This window comes from Bacillales bacterium (assembly GCA_035700025.1).
In the GTDB taxonomy this organism is placed as follows: Bacteria; Bacillota; Bacilli; order Bacillales; family DASSOY01; genus DASSOY01.
Window position 1 is genome coordinate 1 of record DASSOY010000076.1, and the last position, 18,176, is coordinate 18,176.

The window sequence follows — 18,176 nt, forward strand, 5'->3', positions numbered from 1 at the left end:
CCGATTTATACGCTTCCCATAGGCGTTAAAGGAGCGGAATTCATCGCGGACAGCGATGAATTCCATAACCGAATCGTTGTCATCAGCAAGGAAGCGGATACTTTTGAAGGCGAATTCGCAAGATTTGCCGTCGACGGCAAAACGATTGGTTGGACCGCTTGCTCTGGACTGCAAGTTTATCCGTCTTGTACGCTCGATGATGCCCTATCCCGTAAAGAGCGCTGGAAGAGAAAAGGGAAACGGAAATGGCTCTTAACGAATAATAAAAGAAAACGCCGTATATCAAACAAAAAGGCTGAACAGCAAACGACTGAAGAGGTTGGCGAAGAGCGTGATATTCAAGCGCCGAAGAGCAGCGATATCAACTTCGTCAACATGGGCCGGTTGTCGCCTGAAAAGGGGCAGGACATGCTCATTCGCGCGTTTGCGGATGTTCATCGCGTTCATGAAAACAGTTGCCTGTATATTCTCGGCAAAGGGCCGCTCGAGAACGACTTGGCTTCGCTGGCGGCCGAACTCGGTTTGGACGGTTGTGTTCATCTTGCCGGTCAGCTGGACAATCCGTTCGGTTTGATGAAAAAATGCGATGCATTCGTGCTTTCTTCGCATTATGAAGGACAACCGATGGTCTTGTTGGAAGCGTTGACGCTCGGCATGAACATCGTGGCTACCGATATCGTTGCCAACCGCACCGTTTTGGAAAACGGCAAATACGGAATGCTCGTCGAAAAAAGCGTCGAGGGACTGAAAGAAGGGATGTTTTCGGTCATCAATCACAAAGGGATGCCTGCGTACCAACCGTTTGATTCCCGTCGTTACAATGAGCAAGCGATGCAAACGTTTTATGATTGTCTTAAGCGCTAACGTTTTGGTGTTGCCGGTAAATCTGACTTCCTCCGTATAGGATGGAAGGCGAAGGGAAGCCTATGGCCAGGTGAGTGTTTATGAAAGCCAATGCGGCGGAAAGAAAAAAATTTGACAAGGCGCTCGATGACATTCTTGAGTTGTTCAATGATCTCGAGGACGATCAGCCGGTCGTGCGGTTCGATGAGGCGATCGTTGAGCAGATTGGGAAAGCCAAGCGGAAATTCGGCGCGCGGGAAGTGGATACGAAAATCAACACGGTCGTACGCGAGATGCTTTCTTGGCTCGACCTGGATGAGGTGGAAGAAGAACCGGCAGCTGAGGAACAATAGCTGCCGGTTGGTTAGTTGAGCGGTTCTATGAGCGATTCGTCGTCGTTTTTCGGCGAACCGACGGCCGCAGATACTTCTTCAGCGCGCATTTTGTCTTCGGGATACGGCTCAAGCAAAGTTTTTATCCAATTGGAGTCCGTCATCTCAGGATCGAGCCATGCGGATTCGTGTTCTTTTTTTAAAATCACAGGCATCCGGTTATGAATGTCTTTCATTAATTCGTTTGGTTCGGTTGTTATAATCGTACACGATTGAATGATTTCCCCTTCCCTCTCCCAACGGTCCCAAAGGCCTGCGAAAGCAAAAGGTTCGCCGTCTTTCAATCGTATATGGAACGGCTGTTTCCGAGATCCAATCTTTTTCCATTCGTAAAAGCCGTCAGCGGGAATGAGGCATCTTCTCCGTTTGAGCAGCCGTGCATAAGAAGGTTTTTCATGGACCGTCTCCGCCCGCGCGTTGATCATTTTATAGCCGATTTTCGGATCCTTTGCCCAGACAGGAACGAGACCCCATTTCAGCATGCCCGCACGGTTTTCGCGACCATCAGAAATGACCGCAACGACATCTTGACTCGGCGCAATGTTGTATCGCGGACGAATGATAATCTTGTCAAGATTGATCAAATTAAATCGTTTGCCAAGCAAAATCGGATTTGTGAAAAGCGTGTATCTGCCGCACATAACGATCCCTCCTTACTACGGATTATAGCACGGAGAGAAACGACAATACGAGATGAAAAGAATAACAGAAAAACTCGGAACCCCTTTCATTGGATTCCGAGTCCTTTGGTTCTACATGTTTAATGCGCGTTGGGCAAGGTTGACATCGCCTTGTCGCAAAGCGGCAAGGTCGTAGGCCGGATAAAGCCCGTGACGGTACATATACAAGAATACTTTGTAATGAAAGTGAATCGCGCCGTTGAGCTGTTGGATAAACACATTGCGCAGCGAGGGGGTTGCTGTTTCCGTTATCGCAGCCGCATACATTCGAACGTCATTTTTGGCCATGCCGAGCAAAGTTCCCGCGAAGAATCCTCGGTCTCCTTTTCGTTCTTCTTCCGATTCGCGCGGTGCATAAGGTCCCACATTGTAAAAGTTAAGCAGTTGCTGCAGGTTGCGCCGGTAGTTGTTGATCGCTTCCATATAAAGCTGTCTCAGTTCAGGATCGGAAACTTGGTTGACTGTTCTTTTTAATAACATCAAATGATGGGATGTGGCGGCGACGACCTCGTGCAACTCCATCGTTTCATGCCACGCGAGCCTTTCCTTTTTTCCCTTCTTGTTCCGTTCATCGTCCATAAACTTTCCCTCCCATGAATTCGTCACTAAATCGTATTCATTTTCACGGAAAACGGGCATGTATCCACGTGAAATTGGGCAGATGTCCATGTGAGCATATCGAATGACGAATTAACGCGTTCGCGAGATAATACAACGGAGGAGAACTAGAGGAGGGATCCAGTTGAAAACGATCATACAAAACGAGATCGATCGTTACCGTAAGGCATCGTATGACATTGACCGGGAGTTCATTGAACGTTGGTCGCCCCGTTCTTTTCAAGAGAAAGAAATACCTGAAGCTTTGCTGTTCAGCTTATTCGAAGCGGCTCACTGGGCGCCGTCGGCGATGAATTTACAACCGTGGCGGTTCATTCTCGCGCGGTCGGAGGAAGATCGAAAACGATTTTATTCGTTTGTCTTCGACTCGAATCGCGCGTGGTGCGAGAAGGCACCGGTATTGGCAATAATCGTTTCGAAAAAAACGAATGACAAAGGAAGGGATAATCGAACTCACGCCTTTGATACGGGGGCAGCATGGGGATTCTTGACCCTTCAAGCTTATAAAAAAGGGTTGATCGTACATGGCATGGGCGGATTTGACAAAGAAGCAGCGCGCAAGGTCTTAAGCATCCCTAAAACTTATGAAATTCACGCTGTAGCCGCTATTGGCTATCAAGACGAAAAAGAAAAGCTTCCCGAGAAATATCAAGAGCGCGAATTCCCGTCCGAACGGAAACCGTTGAAGGAAATCGTATTTGAAGGAACTTGGCCGAAGACGAACAAAGACTGACCGAAGGGCTTCGATCAGTCGGTGAAGGTTATTTGAGTTCGAGCGGTTGATTCGCCTTTGTCGTTGCACGCTTCTTCAAGCAGAATTTGCGCTTAAACAAAACAAACTTTCTTTTAGGACTTTTGTCCTGTATTTGTAGTTGCGACTGGTACAAGTCGATTAGTTTGTCGAGTTCTTGGCTGTATTGCAAAACTTTTTTTGAATGCAATCCATGAACTTGCGCCGTTTCAATCATTTGCGCACGTTTTTTTTCGATCGCTTCCAACAACATCGAAATCACCTGAATTCTTTAGAATGGCTTGTCTTATTATCTAATACATTGACAAAATTTTAAAGGGTTTCGACGAAAGTTCTTAATTATCGACAAAAACTTTTCCGAATTTTTTTCACGATTCGGCAAAAAAATGAATCATTTGGTAAAATCGACTCATGATTGCCATGGAAACATCGCAGGAAACAAACGGCAGATTCAACAATTCATGATATAATGAGGGTGCCCTTCACCAAACAATCAAAGGGTGAAACCAAGAAGGGAAGGGATTGTTATCCTCCATGAAGAAGATTCAGGCGAATGATGTTTACGGTTCGATTCAAGAATGGGTGGTTCCCGCGGAGAAAGTGGCCAACGTGCAAATCGGCAATCCGCTTGACCACGCGTTGCTTGTCTTAATAAAAACGGGATATTCAGCGATACCCGTTCTTGACTCGTCATCGTGTTTAAAAGGGTTGATCAGCAAAACGATGATTCTCGATTTTGCACTTGGGTTGGAACGCATTGAATTTGATAAATTGACAAACCATCAAGTAGAAGAAGTGATGAGGAAAGACGTGCCTACCGTACGTGAAAACGAGGCTTTTTTGCGTGCCTTGAAACTGTCGATCGACAGCCCGTTTTTGTGCGTCATCAATGACAGCGGTTATTTTCAAGGCATTTTGCCAAGAAGCGCGGTCTTGAAATTTGTCAATCATTATTTAAGAGAAATGCAGAAAGAATTGGCTGAACATAAGTAATCACGGGAGTTGCGCGCATGACCGAAACATTCAAGCGAGCGGAGACAAAATCGAGCGCGTCTGCGGGGCATACTCGCCGCCCTTTTGTTCTCGCGTCATTGGTGATCGCAATGTTTATGGCCGCCATCGAAGGAACGATCGTGGCGACAGCAATGCCGAACATTGTCGCGGATCTTGGCGGTTTTTCGTTGTACAGCTGGGTATTTTCCGCTTTTCTGTTAATGCAGGCGGTAACGACGCTCATTTACGGTAAACTTTCCGACCTGTTCGGCCGCAAACCGGTCTTTCTGTTCGGCGTTCTCATTTTTTTGATCGGTTCGATCTTGTGCGGCTTCGCTGAATCGATGACGATGCTCATCGTTTTCCGTCTGCTCCAAGGCATCGGGGCTGGAGCGGTGCAGCCGATCGCAACAACGATTGTCGGGGATTTGTATGAGGTTCGCGAGCGCGCCAAAATACAGGGATATTTGGCTTCTGTCTGGGGAATTTCTGCGATTCTCGGTCCGCTGGCCGGCGGTTTGATCGTGCAATATTCCGATTGGGCTTATGTGTTTTGGCTTAATGTTCCGCTTGGAGTGCTCGGGCTCATCGGTGTCCTCATATTCTTTCGCGAGTCGGTCGAAAAGGAAGCGCGCTCGATCGATTATGTCGGTTCAGCGTTATGTTTCATCGTTGTGTCCTCGCTCATGATCGTATTCATCAAAAGCGGGAGCGACTGGGGGCTTGCCTCGCTTCCGACTGTTATGCTTTTATTCATTTTTGTCATAAGTTTCGGACTATTTCTTGCGTGGGAAAAGAAATTTCCAGCACCGATGATGCCGCTCTTCCTTTGGAAGCATCGACTAGTCGCTCTCGCCAACATCGCCACGTTAACGTCGGGAATGATCTTAATCGGTCTTTCCAGTTTTTTGCCTGCCTACGTTCAAGGCGTTATGGGCTACTCTGCGATTACAGCCGGATTTACGCTGACGATGTTGTCGGTCGGGTGGCCGGTCGCTTCGACGTTTGCCGGACCGATTTTTCTCAAAATCGGATATCGCAACACAGCTGTCGCAGGCGGGATCGCGCTGTTAATCGGGTCGTTGTTTTTCGTATTTCTTGATCCGGAGAATAGTCCAGTTTGGCCGGGGATCGGTTCGTTTTTCACGGGCGTTGGCATGGGGTTGACGAGTACGACGTTCATCGTTGCCGTTCAAAACAGTGTCAACTGGAAAACACGCGGGGTGGCTACGGCATCGAATATGTTTATGAGAATGCTCGGAAGCTCGATGGGAGCAGCGTTGCTCGGCGGCTTACTCAATGCGCGGCTGCGAAGTTATTTACAAGCGCACGGGAAACAGATTGACGAAAACATCTCTATCGATACCGCCAACGTGCTGCTTTCCGGTTCCCGCAACGACCCGTTTTCGGAGCAAACGCTTCAATTGTTGGAAAACGGTCTCACCGTTGGTTTGCACGCGGTATACATCGGAGTATTCGTCATTGCCGCCGGGACGTTCATCGTTACTTTGTTATTGCCGAAACTTGAAACACAGTCGAAATAAGCGCAGGGCGGCTCGCACGATGGGGAGCCGTCCTTTTTTATGTGAACCGTGAAGATGATTGTTGCCGTTTATCTGGACTAGAACCGGCTGTATGCCCATTCGTTTTTCAATCTGACATATAGAGCGAGAAGGAGATTTTCCACCTCTTCTTGCGGGCGGGATGCATTGAAATCGATGCCGACTTTCGGGAAAAGAATCGCGGCGACCTGGTTCGTCAATTGTTGGCGTTCTTTCGCAGGCAGCTGCAGCAGACGGTCGCTGTATGTTTTGATCAATTGCCAGTCTCTTTTGTCCAATGTTTGGAGAAAACGTTCTTCGATCGACAGGTCGCCCACGGACTGCGCCTTGCGGAGGATCTCTTTTTCGATTTTTCGCGACGAATGATTCAGTTTTGCTTTTCTTTCATAGACGACCATCGTACCGGCCGCCATGTCGCCGAGTCTTTGCTGTTTGCCGTGAAAGAAAACGATGATCATGCCGAGCAAATATGCGAACGGAAGCATGTCGACGATGCGAAGCAAATTGCGGATTAAGCCGGAAAGCAGCGTAATGCTGTGACCGTTCTGTTGAATGACGCGAATGCCTACCCATCGTTTGCCGATCGTTTTTCCGGCAAAAAAGAATTCGCACATGAAAAAGTAGCCCCAATACAGGACGAATTGCAAAATCAAGAAAATGGCGATCGGAACGTCACTGCCGATGAATTCAGCCGGATACTGATCGTATAAAAGAAAAAGAAACACTAACAATAATACATTGACAGTCGTCAAAATCAACTGGTCGATGATCATCGCCGTTGCCCGGCTGCCGATACCAGCGAGCCGAAATTGCAAAGATACGAATTCCGGTGTTTTGATTTCCTCAAGCTCTTGTTTCATTGCGATAACCCCCAAGGATGGCAATTATAGTATAATAAGATCAGCAGATGACGATGAAACGGAAAAGAGGCTGCTCATGAACGTCAAACAATTCATTAAACAACATCGCGACGACTGGCATGAACTCGAGCAACAGCTTTCGGCTTTTCATAAAAAAAGACGAAAAGGGAAGGGGCGCGACATCGACGAATTCGCCCGTCTTTATCAAAAGACGGCCAGTCACCTGTCTTACAGTCGAACCTATTTCGCCGATGACGAGGTGACAGCGTACTTGAACGGTCTCGTCTCCAAATGCCACAATTTGTTGTACAAAGACCAAGTGACGAGTTTGAAGCAGTTCAGGCATTTCTTCGGCACCGCATTCGTCGGATTGTTGCTCGAACAATGGAAGTTTGTCGTCGCGGCCATGATGTTGTTTTTGATCGGCGGGTTCGCGGCTTTCTTGTCCGTTTGGAACGATCCGCTTAACCTATACACCCTCTTGCCTTCAAACATTTCCCAAGCTGTCGATCCCGGTCATCTCGGCCGGGATCCCGAATCGGTGAATGCCGCGATAATGTCGGCAGAGATCATGACGAACAACATTCAAGTGGCGATTCTGTCCTTTGCCGGCGGCATCACATTCGGCTTATTGACCGTTTACTTGCTTGTCTATAACGGCATCTTGCTTGGCGCGCTTGCCGCCCTGTTTTGGCGCGAAGGGAAAGCTTATGAATTTTGGGCATATATCGTGCCTCATGGCATGGTCGAATTGACCGCGATCTTCATCGCCGGCGGTGCCGGACTTCTCATGGGTTACAAATTGTTTGTTCCCGGCCGCTATTCACGGTCCTTCCAATTGAAGCGACAGGCGAAACGATCCGTCCAATTGTTGCTCGGAACCATCCCGTTGTACGTAATCGCAGGGACCATCGAAGGGTTTATAACACCCTCCGCCCTTTCGCTTGAGACGAAATACATCGTCGCCTTTTTGACGGTGATCGGATTGCTTTTGTATGTTTTGAGCGGAAAATGGCTGCTTCGCAGCCATCGATCTACAGCAAACCTTGATTCATAATATGCACGTAATGCGAAACGGCGGCAGCGGCCAGCCCTTCTTCTTTTGCCTCCGCCATGATGAGTCCTTGTTTTTGCCAGTTTGTTTTTCGCTTTTTGATCAGTTGCCGTTGCTGTTGGGCGATGCTTTTCACCATTGATTTCCATACATTTTCCGGATATAGTTTGGTCATCGCCGCCAATGTCTCGTCTTCGATGCCGACCAACACAAACAAATGCCTTCTCCTTAACCGCTTCAAATACAAGAGTCCGCTTTCTTCGTGAAGAAACGTAGAAACGTCGCTGAACAAGAGAAGCAGGCTTCGTTTTTTTTGATGCGTTTGTACGTAATGCAGTACGGCAGGGTAATTGGACTCAGCCTCATCGACCTCGAGATCGTAAATCGCTTCGAGAATCTTTTGCAGATGGTCGACTCCTTTTGCGGGAGGGACGTACCGTTTAATGTCTTTCGAAAAAGCGAGGACGCTTACAGCATCTCCGTTTTTCAATGCGGCTGCGCTGATGGTCATCGCTGCCTCTAACGCCTTTTCGAGACGGTTACCTTTTTCAAGCTCGGCGCCCATCATGCGCCCGCAATCGATCATGACGGTCAATTGCTTGCCGTGCTCCGGTTCGAATTCGTTCATCATGATTTCATGTTTTTTCGCCGTTTGCCGCCAGTTGATCTTGCGAGGATCGTCCCCGACAACGTAAGTCCGAACTAAGGAAAACTCGCCTTCTCCTTTTTTTCTTTTGCGGATGCTCACCCCTTCTTCCGTCAAAAAACGTTGCGGATCCGCTAAGTATTGTTTCGTTTCCGTTAAATCGGGAATGACTTTCACTTCGTTGAAAAGTTCCGCCGTCGTCTGTTTTTCCCACAAACCGAGAAATCCCTTGTAACGGACGTATAATTTCTCAATAACGTATTTGCCCCTGACCGGTGCTTTCGTTTCATAAGAAACGACGGCGGTGGTTCGTTTCCTGACAACAGCAGTCATTGGGAAATGGGTTTCGAACGACTGCGGCAACCCATCGAGAAATCGAAGCTCGCAAGCGTGCGAAGAGTCGTTGGATACTGAAAGTTGTATTGAGTAGACGAATCCTCGTTCCATTCGTTCGGGCATCGTTCGCTTGAAAAGGAATTGGTTTTTTTTCGGGGATAAGAATAAATCCGCGAAGCTGACTCCGAAAAAGACCGCATTGACGAGGATGACCGATGTCGGCGTTGCGCCGGCAAGCGTCAAAAATACGACGGCACATGAAAAAAACGCGAACAATGCCAACATCCGTTTTGTCGGCAAAATGCCTCTATCTCGGAACAGGAATCGCGCCCACAAGTTCTTCAATGATTTCGTCAACAAACACACCCTCCAATTCCATGTGCGGCACGGGTTGTATCCGGTGACGCAGCGCCGGTTTTGCTACGATTTTTACGTCGTCGGGGGTTACATAATCACGCCCGGCCAAAAAAGCCCACGCTCTAGCCCCCTTGCCGATCGAAATGGCTGCCCTCGTGCTCGCTCCAAATTGGATGGAATCGGAGACTCTCGTCTCGCGAACCAATTGCATGATGTAATCGATGATATCGTCGCTCAACGTAACCTTTGCGATTTCGCTGCGTGCCGCCTGAATCGTTTTTATATCGATGACGGCTTGTTCGGCACTTTGGGCAAACCGGTTTTCCATCACATGTTTTAAGACGTCTTTTTCTTCCTCAAGGGAAGGAAAATCGACGCGCAACTTGAATAAAAAACGATCTTGTTGAGCCTCGGGAAGCGGATAGGTGCCTTCCATTTCAATCGGGTTTTGCGTCGCGACGACAAAGAACACTTCCGACAACCCATACGTAGTATCTTGAATCGTCACTTGTTTTTCTTCCATCGCTTCCAGCAAAGCGGCCTGTGTTTTCGCCGGCGTCCGGTTGATCTCGTCGGCGAGCAGCAAGTTGCAAAAAACCGGCCCTTTCAACGTTTGGAAGGCACCTTCTTTCATATTGTAAATGACGCTTCCCGTAATATCGCTCGGCAAGAGATCGGGCGTGAACTGAATCCGTTGAAAACTTCCGCCGATTAACGCGGCGAGTGTTCTCGCCATCTCGGTTTTGCCGGTTCCGGGCACCCCTTCGATCAATACGTGGCCGTCCGCTAACAACGCGGCCGCCAACAACCGCAAGTTCATCGATTGGCCTAATACGCGCTTCTCGTACTGTTCCAGCATGGCCAAACATTCGTCTCTCATTCTTTCTCCACCTCTTTCCTTAACCGTTCCATTCTTTTCGACCAAAGCAAGTATTCTTGTTTGTTGATTCGCTTATTTTCCAAAATGGCTGCCAAACCTGCGAGAAACCCGTGAATCTCTTCAGAGGTTCGGTCGTTCCACTTAGTTTCAAGATGTTTGGCCATGTCCTTCCAAGGTTTCCGGTAAGGAACGGCCCATCTTTCTTGCAGCAAAGATTTTATGTAATCGGCTTGTGTCGCAAACGCGTCAAAATACTTCCGCTCTCTTACATACCAGGCAGCGAGGGCGCGTATGCGTTCATGACTGTAGCGAACCGTCTCTTCGCGCGGCACGATGACCGGACCAAACCGTTTTCCGGCAAACCAAAGCCCAATCATTGCGAACAGCACCAGCTGAAATCCAGCAGCCAACAGCCAACTTGGATACGCATGGAAAACCGAAGGCGTTTGCGTGAAACCGTGACTGTATTCATCAAACAAAATTTGATGCGTCCCGGCGCCGGCTTCGTGCAGCAAATAAAAAACAAGCACTAAGTGATCTTGTTTCAGCAGCTTACCGTTCGTCATCCAGTCCGGCGCGACGGCGGCAACGAGTTGTCCTTTTCCATACGAACGTTTTACCGCGATCGTACCGGCACCGTCATACAGCAAGACGTGGTCGGACTCGTTTGCCTGAATTCGCACGGAAGAGTGAACGGAGGCGTGGTAACGATCGCCGTTCTTGTTGTAAATAAGTCGGTCATCGGCCGAAGATTCAGGCACCTGTTCGGTTCTTAACCCGAACTGACCGGCGGGGTTCGAATGCAGGAAAAGAATTGTATTTCCTTTTTTCATGAAGGCGATGTAGCCTTGCTTCTCGTCTTTTTCCGAGAAGGCGTACGGACCGATCATGATGAGCAGCCGGTTCGATCCTTGTGCCGGCAAAAACTCCGGTGGATACGACCACCTGTCGACATTCCTCTTTTCGGCCAAATACGTATAAATCGCTTTTGTTCCGGTAAGAGAAGGAGAATGAGAGTCGTAGTTTCGATACGCTTTCGGTTCGTTCGTCACGACAAAATAACTGGCTGCCAGGAACAAGAACAGAAAAACGACGAGCCATAGCCATGTTTTTTTCGTTTGCGACTGAATTTGCACAGGGTCCGACCCCTCCTTTTTCCGCGGGTTTGGCATTGCGGCCGTTTTAGATGGTCGACTTGGATTCTTCTCCCTCTGCAAGCCATTTCAAAACATCGTTTCGATAGCGTTCGCATTCTTCTTTGGAAATCATCCGATAACCGTAAAACACTTCATCAAAGAAAAGTGCGAGTTTGTTAAAGGCTGAGGCGAGTCGGCCGTTGATGTTGCGCAGCTCATCAAAGTATTCCCCATTCGTCTTCCAGCTTCTGGCTGCGAGCCACTCTTTTTCGTGGCAATGAAGCAGTAACGCAAGAAACAAATGACGGACGGCGGAAGCGAATTGTTCTTCCGCTTCTCGCTTCTGCGCTTCCACCAAATGTTCGCGGACGGACAAGTCGGTTTCCGTCATCGATCCTAACAGTTGCTTTTCTCGAAACCTCCGCTTTCTTTGAAAGGTACGAACCGCGAGAAAAGCGAGGATCGCGAGCGATGCAAGCAGCACGCCGATGACGGAATAGAGGATGCCGGTCGCGACACCGTCGGATGGTTCAATGGAGGGCATTACGTTCGATAATTGGTCAAGGATCCAAGCAACAGCGCTGTCCCACCAATCTTTCAGCACATTTTCATGATCATTCCGATAAATGCGATATTCTCGTTGGCTCAAGATCTTTTGTAATTCCGTTCGCGCCTGATCCACATTCGGCATTTCCACATCACCCGGCCGTTTTTATAGTGAAAAGATGAATCGAGCCCCCGCACACCCTGTCGTCAATCGTAATTGGCGATCATTTCTTTCAAATCGTCGGCATCGTATCTTGCTTTTAAGTCGAAATAGATAACGCTGTATGCGACGAACATGACCATGTCGAGAATCAATCCGACGAGACCAATGATCATCGAATACAAAACGCTGTTTCCTAACAACAAAATTAATGAGCCTTCGACAGCGAATTGAACAAGCATGGTGAGTAAAATAACAACCAAGAACAGTCCGAATGTCCGCCATGTCTGTTTGCGCGTCAACTGCCAACTTCTCGACAATCCGGGAGCGGTTTTGTCAATCACGACGGCTCCGAGAAAAAGACTCAAGCGTGTGAGCAGGAGCATTATGAAAAGCGCCGCCGCCAATAGTAGAACTACGCCGAGGATGATGCCGATGACAGGAAATGCTGTGAAGGTAAGCGCGGAGATTCCGGAGATCAACAGCACGAGCACTACGGTTGGGACACATAAGATTCCGGTAAAAATGAGGCCGAACAGCAAATAACTTCCTATGATCGGCCAAAACCGCGAGAAAGCTTGTTTGATCGCTATTTTCGGCGAAACGGACGCATTGTCCTTCAACCTCCCGAGGAAAACCAAATAAGCGCCTTGAGCGACAGGGTACAAAAGCATCGAAGCAAACCCTAAAACAATTGTCAACACGACTAGACCGGCGTTGACGGAATCGGGAGTTGTGAAAAACGAGGTGACTCGGCTTTTCCAAAACCCCCCAGTAGTATCAACCGTGAAAAAACTCGTGCCAGACAGCAACGAGACGATCGCCTCCAACAAGTAAATCGGCCCGAAAAGGACGAGCGTGATCAGAAACAATTCGGAAAAGCGGTTTTTACACAATCGAAACGTTTGGTCGAGCACTTCGCCAAATCGCTTCGGCTTGCCAATCCATTCATTCATTCGATAACCCCCAATTTTCTGCAAGATCATCTCTATATTACCAGAATTCGAGCCATTTTTTTGATTTTTCGCGAATAAATGTTAGAAAAAACGGCTCTCGTTTTACAAGAGCCGTTCATTCAGCATTTTTCAAGCATTTCGATCCGGTTGCCGAAAGGGTCGAAAAAAGAAAAGCGTTCCACCCCGGGGACCGGAGTTTCCTCTTGCGTCCGGACACCGCTGCGGATAAGATGCTCCTTTGCCGCGCGGACGTTGCTCACTTGAAAAGCAGGATGGGCTTTGCCTTTTTGCTTTGGTTCCTCCGTCCCGATATGAAGTTGAACATCCGCCGCTTCAAACCATAAACCTCCGTTTTTCAGCAAAGCTTTCGGCTTAGCGATTTCTTTTAACCCGAGCACTCCGGCGTAAAAGACTCTCGCTTCCTCTTCGGCACCGTTTGGAATACAGACTTGTACGTGATCCAATTTCACGAAATGGATGGACAATCTATTCACCCCCTCACGAGTTCAATGACCACCTGGGCGATCAAAAGAACCATAAACCCTCTCAGGATCCATTGCACTTGTTTTCCGGAAAGGTAACGGGCGACCTTTAAGGCGAGCTGAGCTCCGACGACCGATCCAAGTGTCAACGGAATCGCCAGCGTCCACAACATGTCGCCTGAAACGATGAATACGACGGCCGCCGCCGCCCCGCTCACGAACGTGCTGATTTGCTTCAACCCGATGGCAAAGAGGTAAGGAATGCCGTCGCGAAGCAATAGTTGCATAAGAATTGTTCCTTGCCCCGGTCCAAAAGCGCCGTTGTACAAACTCGTCGCAAAAATCGTTCCGTACAGTTTTTTTGAAAACCGATGCTTGCCGCCGTTGAGGGCTTGCTCTTTTTTCTTTAAAAAAGACAGACCAAATGCGAGCATGAGCAAGATCACCGTGACTCCTTTCAACGTGCTCTCGCTTAAAACAGCAGTGATCCATCCGCCGCATAGGCCCCCGATGACGGCGAGCGGAGCGATTTGTACGATCTGGCGGAAATCCGCCTTCTTTTCTTTGACGAGTGTCAAAAATCCTGAAAATGATCCGATCGTCGTCGACATTTTGTTTGCTGCGATCGCTGCATGAACCGGATAGCCGAGCAGCAGCATCGCCGGAAAACTGATCAAGCCGCCGCTTCCAGCCAGCGTTCCAACGAATCTTTGGCCAATGCCGATTATGAATAACAACAGCCATTCCATCGCGCTCACCTCGCTACTTCTTAATGATAGCGCGATTTTCTTGATAAAAAAATGATATGATTATTATAATATGCAATAAGAATCCCTTATAGGAGGGTGGACGGGATGCAACTTGCGGAATTAAAAATTTTGTCGGTGCTCGCGGAGGAAAGAAATATGCGCAAGGCCGCGGACCGCTTGTTCGTGTCGCAACCGGCTTTGAGCCAGCGGCTGCAATCGATCGAACGCGAATGGGAGACGCAAATCTTTTTGCGTTCGAAGAAAGGGTTGACGATTACGCCGGCGGGCGAGAAAGTGATCGCGTATGCGAACGAGACATTAAAAAGGGAAGAACAAGTGCGCGAGGAAATCTTCGCACTGGATTCGAAAGTGTACGGGACGTTGAAATTGGCGGTCGCATCCGCCACAGGACAATATTGGCTGCCGCGCATGCTGAAGCGTTATGTCGACCGTTTTCCGCAAGTGAAAATTTCGCTGGTCACCGGATGGAGCAGCGAAATTTTGAGCCGCATGTACGAGGATGACGTCCATATCGGCATCATCCGCGGCAATCCAGAGTGGAAAGGCGAGAAGCAACATTTGTTTTCCGATCCTTTATATCTCGTCGACAAGACGATCCGGTCTTTGGAAGGCTTGAGCCGGACGGACAAGCCTTTCATTCAATTTCGCAGTGATTCTACGTATTATCAGCAAATTCAAGATTGGTGGCACATGCATTTCTTGTCGCGCCCGGATCGAACGATCGTTGTCGACCAAATCGAAACGTGCAAAGAAATGGCGGCGCACGGCATCGGCTACGCGATCTTGCCGAAGGTCAGTTTAACCCCGCAAGACACCGATTTGCACAAAATTCCGCTGCTTGACCGGCAACATCAGCCGATTCAGCGAGAAACATGGCTGTTGACCCATGAACATTACGGAAAGTTGAAACAAGTGCAGGCGTTCATCGACCTCGCCGGGGAAAGATAGTTCCCGTGGACTTGGTGCTCGATTTTCGATACGATGGAGAAAGATGAGCGTTGCCCATAATGAACGAACTGGAGGAATGGAACGATGAAAATGATGGATGCGAATGAAATCATTTCCTTTATTCAAAACAGTGAGAAATCCACCCCTGTGAAAGTATACGTGAAAGGCGATTTGCAAGGCGTCGACTTTGGAGAGCATACTCGCGCTTTCATTACGAACGGCGTCGGCACGCTGTTCGGCGAATGGAAAGAAATAAAGCGCGCACTAGAGGCGAACCAGGACAGGATCGATGACTATGTCGTTGAAAACGACAGGCGCAATTCAGCGATTCCGTTGCTCGACTTGAAAGATATTCCGGCACGGATTGAGCCAGGTGCGATCATTCGCGATCAAGTCGAAATCGGCAAAAATTGCGTCATCATGATGGGCGCAATGATCAATATCGGCTCGGTCGTCGGCGAAGGAACGATGATCGACATGAACGTTGTGCTCGGCGGGCGTGCAACGGTAGGGAAAAATTGCCACATTGGGGCCGGCGCCGTTTTGGCCGGCGTCGTTGAACCGCCGTCGGCAAAGCCGGTAATCGTTGAAGATGAAGTCGTCGTTGGCGCGAACGCGGTCATTCTTGAAGGAGTGACAGTCGGACGCGGGGCGGTCGTCGCTGCCGGTGCGGTCGTGACGGAAGACGTGCCGGAAAATGCCGTGGTGGCGGGTACGCCGGCGCGGGTAATCAAGCAACTCGATGAACAGACGCGTAAGAAGACGGAAATCAAGCACGAGCTCAGGCAACTGAAAGAAGATTAAAGGAGCGGACCGCCTTGACCGATTGGCAAACATTGGATCGCAACTATTTAATGCCGACGTACAGCCATTTGAAGCTGCCGATTGCGATCGAACGCGGCGAAGGCAATTATTTGTACGATACGAACGGCAACCGTTATCTCGATTTGTTTGGAGGACTGGCTGTCAATATCATCGGCCATTCGCATCCGGATGTCGTACGTACGTTGAAGGAGCAAGGAGAGAAGTTTCTTCATATTTCCAATATATACTTGAACCCGCCCGCCATTCGGCTCGCCGAGAAACTCGTCAACCATACGATCGCTGGAAAAGTGTTTTTCACGAATTCCGGAGCCGAAGCTACGGAAGCGGCGATTAAATTGATTCATAAATGGCGCATGAAGCATGACAAGGGAAGGGACGGAATTGTCGTGCTTGAGAAAAGTTTTCACGGAAGGACGCTCGGCGCGTTAAAATTGACGCGGCAGCCCGGCGTGCAGCAAGATTTTCCACAGCCGGCCTTCGACGTGTTGGAAGTGGAGAAAGAACGTCCCGATTGTTTGGAAAGGTTGTTTCGCGAGAAACAGCCGCTGGCGATTTTGCTTGAACCGGTACTCGGATCCGGAGGCGTATACCCGCTCTCGGAAACGTATTTGCAAGATGTGGAGCGGCTTTGCCGCCAATACGACGTACTGTTCGGCCTCGATGAAATTCAAACAGGCGTTGGCCGGACCGGCCAGCTGTTTGCCTACCAGCATGCCGGGGTAACCCCGGATTTCATCTTGTTTGCGAAGGGGATCGGCGGCGGTTTGCCGCTTGGCGGACTCGTTGCCGGCAAAGGTTTGGACGAGGTTTTCGGACCAGGCGACCACGGCACGACGTTCGCACCGTCGCCGCTCAGCGCGGCACTTGGTGAAACTGTGCTCGACTTGTTGCTGGATGAAGGGTTGCTTGCGAAAGGACGGGAGCGTGCGGCTGTATTGCATGAACGGATGCATGACTTAAGGCAAGCGATGCCGAATGCAATCGCAGCCATTCGCGGAAAAGGCATGATGCTCGGGATTGTGTTCGCAAAAGACGCTTCGTTCGTGAAGGAATTGCGAAACCGCATGGTTGACAAAGGGTATTTGATCGACGTGACCCAGCAAACGATCATAAGACTGCTTCCGCCGCTTACGCTGACGGTAGAAGAAATCGAATCGTTTGTCGCTGCGTTTCGGACGACGATTGAGGAGTTGATGCAATCATGAGTATGGATTTTGTCCAGATCCGCAGACAACTGCATCAAATCCCCGAACTTGGCTTTGCGGAACATAAGACGCAAGCGTTTTTGCTTGATTATTTAAGGACGCTTCCTCCGAACCATTTGCAGGTCGAAACGTGGAAAACGGGAATTTTTGCGAGAATTTCCGGGAAAAAGGGAACTAGAACGATCGCGTGGCGAACCGATATCGACGGGCTGCCGATCACTGAAGAAACGGGCCTTTCGTTCGCGTCCCGGCATGACGGAAAGATGCATGCGTGCGGACACGATTTTCATATGAGCATCGCGCTCGGCGTGCTTACTCATTTTGCTCATCATCCGCCGGACAACGATTTGCTGTTTCTTTTCCAACCGGCCGAAGAAGGTCCGGGCGGGGCGAAGCCGATGATGCAAAGCGAGACATTCCAGAAATGGAAACCTGATGAGATTTACGCCTTGCACATCGCGCCGGAGTATCCGGTCGGAACGGTGGCTGTCAAAGAAGGGTTGTTGTTCGCGAACACTTCCGAGTTGTACGTCGATTTAAAAGGAAGGGGAGGGCATGCCGCTTATCCGCACAACGCCAACGACATGGTGGTTGCCGCAAGCCATCTCGTTACGCAACTGCAAACAATTGTGTCCCGTAACGTTGATCCGCTTGACTCCGCGGTCGTTACCATCGGCAAAATCGAAGGCGGCACGCGCCAAAACGTCATTGCCGAAAACGCGCGGATCGAAGGGACGATTCGCACGCTGTCGCACGAAACGATGGCGGCGGTCAAAGAACGAATCGAAGCGCTCATTCAAGGCATTGAGCGCGGATTTGCCTGCCGGGCGGAGATCGATTACGGCTCGAATTATTACCAGGTGACGAACGACGGTGCGTTGACCCGGCAATTTTTAGCTTATTGCGATTCCGTTTCTTTCATTTCCCCGGAAATTTGCGGAGAAGCGATGACTGGGGAAGACTTCGGCTATTTTTTGAAAGCGATCCCGGGCATGATGTTTTGGCTCGGTGTTGATTCCGCATACGGATTGCATTCCGCGCAATTGAATCCTGATGAGAAGGCGATTCCGTTGGCCATCGATTTGATCAGCGGTTTCTTGGCAGACCGTGATGCGAAATAATGACGGGGACGTCTTTCCAACCCGAATAAGGTAACGGCTGGCTGGACAAGTTAAC

At 49.4% G+C, this 18,176-nt stretch carries 21 protein-coding genes; 10 read left to right on the forward strand and 11 right to left on the reverse strand.

From position 1 onward, the window contains the following. Both VFK44_13660 and VFK44_13665 read left to right on the forward strand, forming a co-directional pair. Positions 1-864: glycosyltransferase (locus VFK44_13660; protein ID HET7629415.1), on the forward strand; the 864-nt coding region annotated here is incomplete at its 5' end. A gap of 80 nt (positions 865-944) precedes the next feature. Next, complete coding sequence (locus VFK44_13665; GenBank protein ID HET7629416.1) at positions 945-1,196, forward strand: hypothetical protein; 252 nt, start codon at positions 945-947, stop codon at positions 1,194-1,196. An 11-nt stretch (positions 1,197-1,207) separates the two neighbouring features. Here the strand turns inward: VFK44_13665 and VFK44_13670 are convergent, their stop codons facing one another. Together VFK44_13670 and VFK44_13675 are read right to left on the reverse strand one after the other, a co-directional pair. Next, positions 1,208-1,876, reverse strand: coding sequence for an SOS response-associated peptidase (locus VFK44_13670; protein HET7629417.1), 669 nt, complete (start codon positions 1,874-1,876; stop codon positions 1,208-1,210). A gap of 111 nt (positions 1,877-1,987) precedes the next feature. Then, positions 1,988-2,494 carry a spore coat protein gene (locus tag VFK44_13675; protein HET7629418.1) on the reverse strand — a complete coding sequence of 169 codons (507 nt, stop codon included), beginning with the start codon at positions 2,492-2,494 and terminating at the stop codon, positions 1,988-1,990. A gap of 172 nt (positions 2,495-2,666) precedes the next feature. Here VFK44_13675 and VFK44_13680 point away from each other — a divergent pair, with 172 nt between their 5' ends. Next, positions 2,667-3,266 (forward strand): nitroreductase family protein, encoded by a 600-nt coding sequence (locus tag VFK44_13680; protein ID HET7629419.1) that lies wholly within the window; start codon positions 2,667-2,669, stop codon positions 3,264-3,266. A gap of 28 nt (positions 3,267-3,294) precedes the next feature. Here the strand turns inward: VFK44_13680 and VFK44_13685 are convergent, their stop codons facing one another. Further along, the gene (locus VFK44_13685; protein ID HET7629420.1) at positions 3,295-3,537 is read right to left on the reverse strand and encodes an aspartyl-phosphate phosphatase Spo0E family protein; all 243 of its coding nucleotides are present in this window, start codon (positions 3,535-3,537) and stop codon (positions 3,295-3,297) included. 281 nt (positions 3,538-3,818) lie between these two features. Between VFK44_13685 and cbpB the strand changes: the two genes are divergently transcribed. Beyond that, positions 3,819-4,277: a cyclic-di-AMP-binding protein CbpB gene (gene cbpB / locus VFK44_13690; protein HET7629421.1), complete on the forward strand. Its 459-nt coding sequence runs from the start codon at positions 3,819-3,821 to the stop codon at positions 4,275-4,277. A gap of 17 nt (positions 4,278-4,294) precedes the next feature. Continuing rightward, on the forward strand, positions 4,295-5,821 hold the full coding sequence (locus VFK44_13695; GenBank protein ID HET7629422.1) for an MDR family MFS transporter: 1,527 nt from the start codon (positions 4,295-4,297) through the stop codon (positions 5,819-5,821). A 77-nt stretch (positions 5,822-5,898) separates the two neighbouring features. Here VFK44_13695 and VFK44_13700 read toward each other — a convergent pair whose 3' ends face one another. Continuing rightward, a complete protein-coding gene (locus tag VFK44_13700) occupies positions 5,899-6,699 on the reverse strand; it encodes an RDD family protein (protein HET7629423.1) in 801 nt (266 codons plus the stop codon). Between the two features lie 76 nt (positions 6,700-6,775). On the opposite strand from VFK44_13700, the gene VFK44_13705 reads away from it, so the two are divergent. Beyond that, entirely contained in the window at positions 6,776-7,756 is a 981-nt protein-coding gene (locus tag VFK44_13705; GenBank protein HET7629424.1) for a stage II sporulation protein M, read from the forward strand. Here VFK44_13705 and VFK44_13710 read toward each other — a convergent pair. The 7 genes from VFK44_13710 to VFK44_13740 form a co-directional block, all read right to left on the reverse strand. Then, positions 7,734-9,092 (reverse strand): DUF58 domain-containing protein, encoded by a 1,359-nt coding sequence (locus tag VFK44_13710; protein HET7629425.1) that lies wholly within the window; start codon positions 9,090-9,092, stop codon positions 7,734-7,736. The two genes, VFK44_13705 and VFK44_13710, sit on opposite strands and share 23 nt — an antisense overlap. Beyond that, entirely contained in the window at positions 9,043-9,972 is a 930-nt protein-coding gene (locus VFK44_13715; GenBank protein HET7629426.1) for a MoxR family ATPase, read from the reverse strand. Before VFK44_13715 ends, VFK44_13710 begins: the two co-directional genes overlap by 50 nt. Next, positions 9,969-11,108, reverse strand: a complete 1,140-nt coding sequence (locus VFK44_13720; GenBank protein HET7629427.1) for a DUF4350 domain-containing protein — start codon at positions 11,106-11,108, stop codon at positions 9,969-9,971. The genes VFK44_13715 and VFK44_13720 overlap by 4 nt, the downstream gene beginning before the upstream one ends. Positions 11,109-11,154: 46 nt before the next feature. Next, positions 11,155-11,799 (reverse strand): DUF4129 domain-containing protein, encoded by a 645-nt coding sequence (locus VFK44_13725; protein ID HET7629428.1) that lies wholly within the window; start codon positions 11,797-11,799, stop codon positions 11,155-11,157. A 62-nt stretch (positions 11,800-11,861) separates the two neighbouring features. Next, positions 11,862-12,770: a hypothetical protein gene (locus VFK44_13730; protein ID HET7629429.1), complete on the reverse strand. Its 909-nt coding sequence runs from the start codon at positions 12,768-12,770 to the stop codon at positions 11,862-11,864. Positions 12,771-12,889: 119 nt separating this feature from the next. Continuing rightward, positions 12,890-13,255: a VOC family protein gene (locus VFK44_13735; GenBank protein HET7629430.1), complete on the reverse strand. Its 366-nt coding sequence runs from the start codon at positions 13,253-13,255 to the stop codon at positions 12,890-12,892. 5 nt (positions 13,256-13,260) lie between these two features. Beyond that, positions 13,261-14,001, reverse strand: coding sequence for a sulfite exporter TauE/SafE family protein (locus tag VFK44_13740; protein ID HET7629431.1), 741 nt, complete (start codon positions 13,999-14,001; stop codon positions 13,261-13,263). Positions 14,002-14,106: 105 nt separating this feature from the next. Between VFK44_13740 and VFK44_13745 the strand changes: the two genes are divergently transcribed. From VFK44_13745 to VFK44_13760, 4 genes are all read left to right on the forward strand, one after another. Then, positions 14,107-14,970 carry a LysR family transcriptional regulator gene (locus tag VFK44_13745; protein ID HET7629432.1) on the forward strand — a complete coding sequence of 288 codons (864 nt, stop codon included), beginning with the start codon at positions 14,107-14,109 and terminating at the stop codon, positions 14,968-14,970. Between the two features lie 84 nt (positions 14,971-15,054). Then, complete coding sequence (gene dapD / locus VFK44_13750) at positions 15,055-15,774, forward strand: 2,3,4,5-tetrahydropyridine-2,6-dicarboxylate N-acetyltransferase (GenBank protein HET7629433.1); 720 nt, start codon at positions 15,055-15,057, stop codon at positions 15,772-15,774. A gap of 14 nt (positions 15,775-15,788) precedes the next feature. Next, positions 15,789-17,000, forward strand: coding sequence for an acetylornithine transaminase (locus tag VFK44_13755; GenBank protein ID HET7629434.1), 1,212 nt, complete (start codon positions 15,789-15,791; stop codon positions 16,998-17,000). Then, positions 16,997-18,121 (forward strand): N-acetyldiaminopimelate deacetylase, encoded by a 1,125-nt coding sequence (locus tag VFK44_13760; protein ID HET7629435.1) that lies wholly within the window; start codon positions 16,997-16,999, stop codon positions 18,119-18,121. The genes VFK44_13755 and VFK44_13760 overlap by 4 nt, the downstream gene beginning before the upstream one ends. Positions 18,122-18,176: the final 55 nt, after the last annotated feature.

Excerpts from the sequence above, each read along its gene's own strand:
- VFK44_13670 (HET7629417.1), bottom strand. The coding sequence starts at position 1,876 with ATGTGCGGCAGATACACGCTTTTCACAAATCCGATTTTGCTTGGCAAA.
- VFK44_13730 (HET7629429.1), bottom strand. The coding sequence starts at position 12,770 with ATGAATGAATGGATTGGCAAGCCGAAGCGATTTGGCGAAGTGCTCGAC.
- VFK44_13685 (HET7629420.1), bottom strand. The coding sequence starts at position 3,537 with ATGTTGTTGGAAGCGATCGAAAAAAAACGTGCGCAAATGATTGAAACG.
- VFK44_13715 (HET7629426.1), bottom strand. The coding sequence starts at position 9,972 with ATGAGAGACGAATGTTTGGCCATGCTGGAACAGTACGAGAAGCGCGTA.
- VFK44_13665 (HET7629416.1), top strand. The coding sequence starts at position 945 with ATGAAAGCCAATGCGGCGGAAAGAAAAAAATTTGACAAGGCGCTCGAT.
- VFK44_13700 (HET7629423.1), bottom strand. The coding sequence starts at position 6,699 with ATGAAACAAGAGCTTGAGGAAATCAAAACACCGGAATTCGTATCTTTG.
- VFK44_13745 (HET7629432.1), top strand. The coding sequence starts at position 14,107 with ATGCAACTTGCGGAATTAAAAATTTTGTCGGTGCTCGCGGAGGAAAGA.
- dapD (HET7629433.1), top strand. The coding sequence starts at position 15,055 with ATGAAAATGATGGATGCGAATGAAATCATTTCCTTTATTCAAAACAGT.
- VFK44_13675 (HET7629418.1), bottom strand. The coding sequence starts at position 2,494 with ATGGACGATGAACGGAACAAGAAGGGAAAAAAGGAAAGGCTCGCGTGG.
- VFK44_13695 (HET7629422.1), top strand. The coding sequence starts at position 4,295 with ATGACCGAAACATTCAAGCGAGCGGAGACAAAATCGAGCGCGTCTGCG.
- VFK44_13740 (HET7629431.1), bottom strand. The coding sequence starts at position 14,001 with ATGGAATGGCTGTTGTTATTCATAATCGGCATTGGCCAAAGATTCGTT.
- VFK44_13760 (HET7629435.1), top strand. The coding sequence starts at position 16,997 with ATGAGTATGGATTTTGTCCAGATCCGCAGACAACTGCATCAAATCCCC.
- VFK44_13705 (HET7629424.1), top strand. The coding sequence starts at position 6,776 with ATGAACGTCAAACAATTCATTAAACAACATCGCGACGACTGGCATGAA.
- cbpB (HET7629421.1), top strand. The coding sequence starts at position 3,819 with ATGAAGAAGATTCAGGCGAATGATGTTTACGGTTCGATTCAAGAATGG.
- VFK44_13725 (HET7629428.1), bottom strand. The coding sequence starts at position 11,799 with ATGCCGAATGTGGATCAGGCGCGAACGGAATTACAAAAGATCTTGAGC.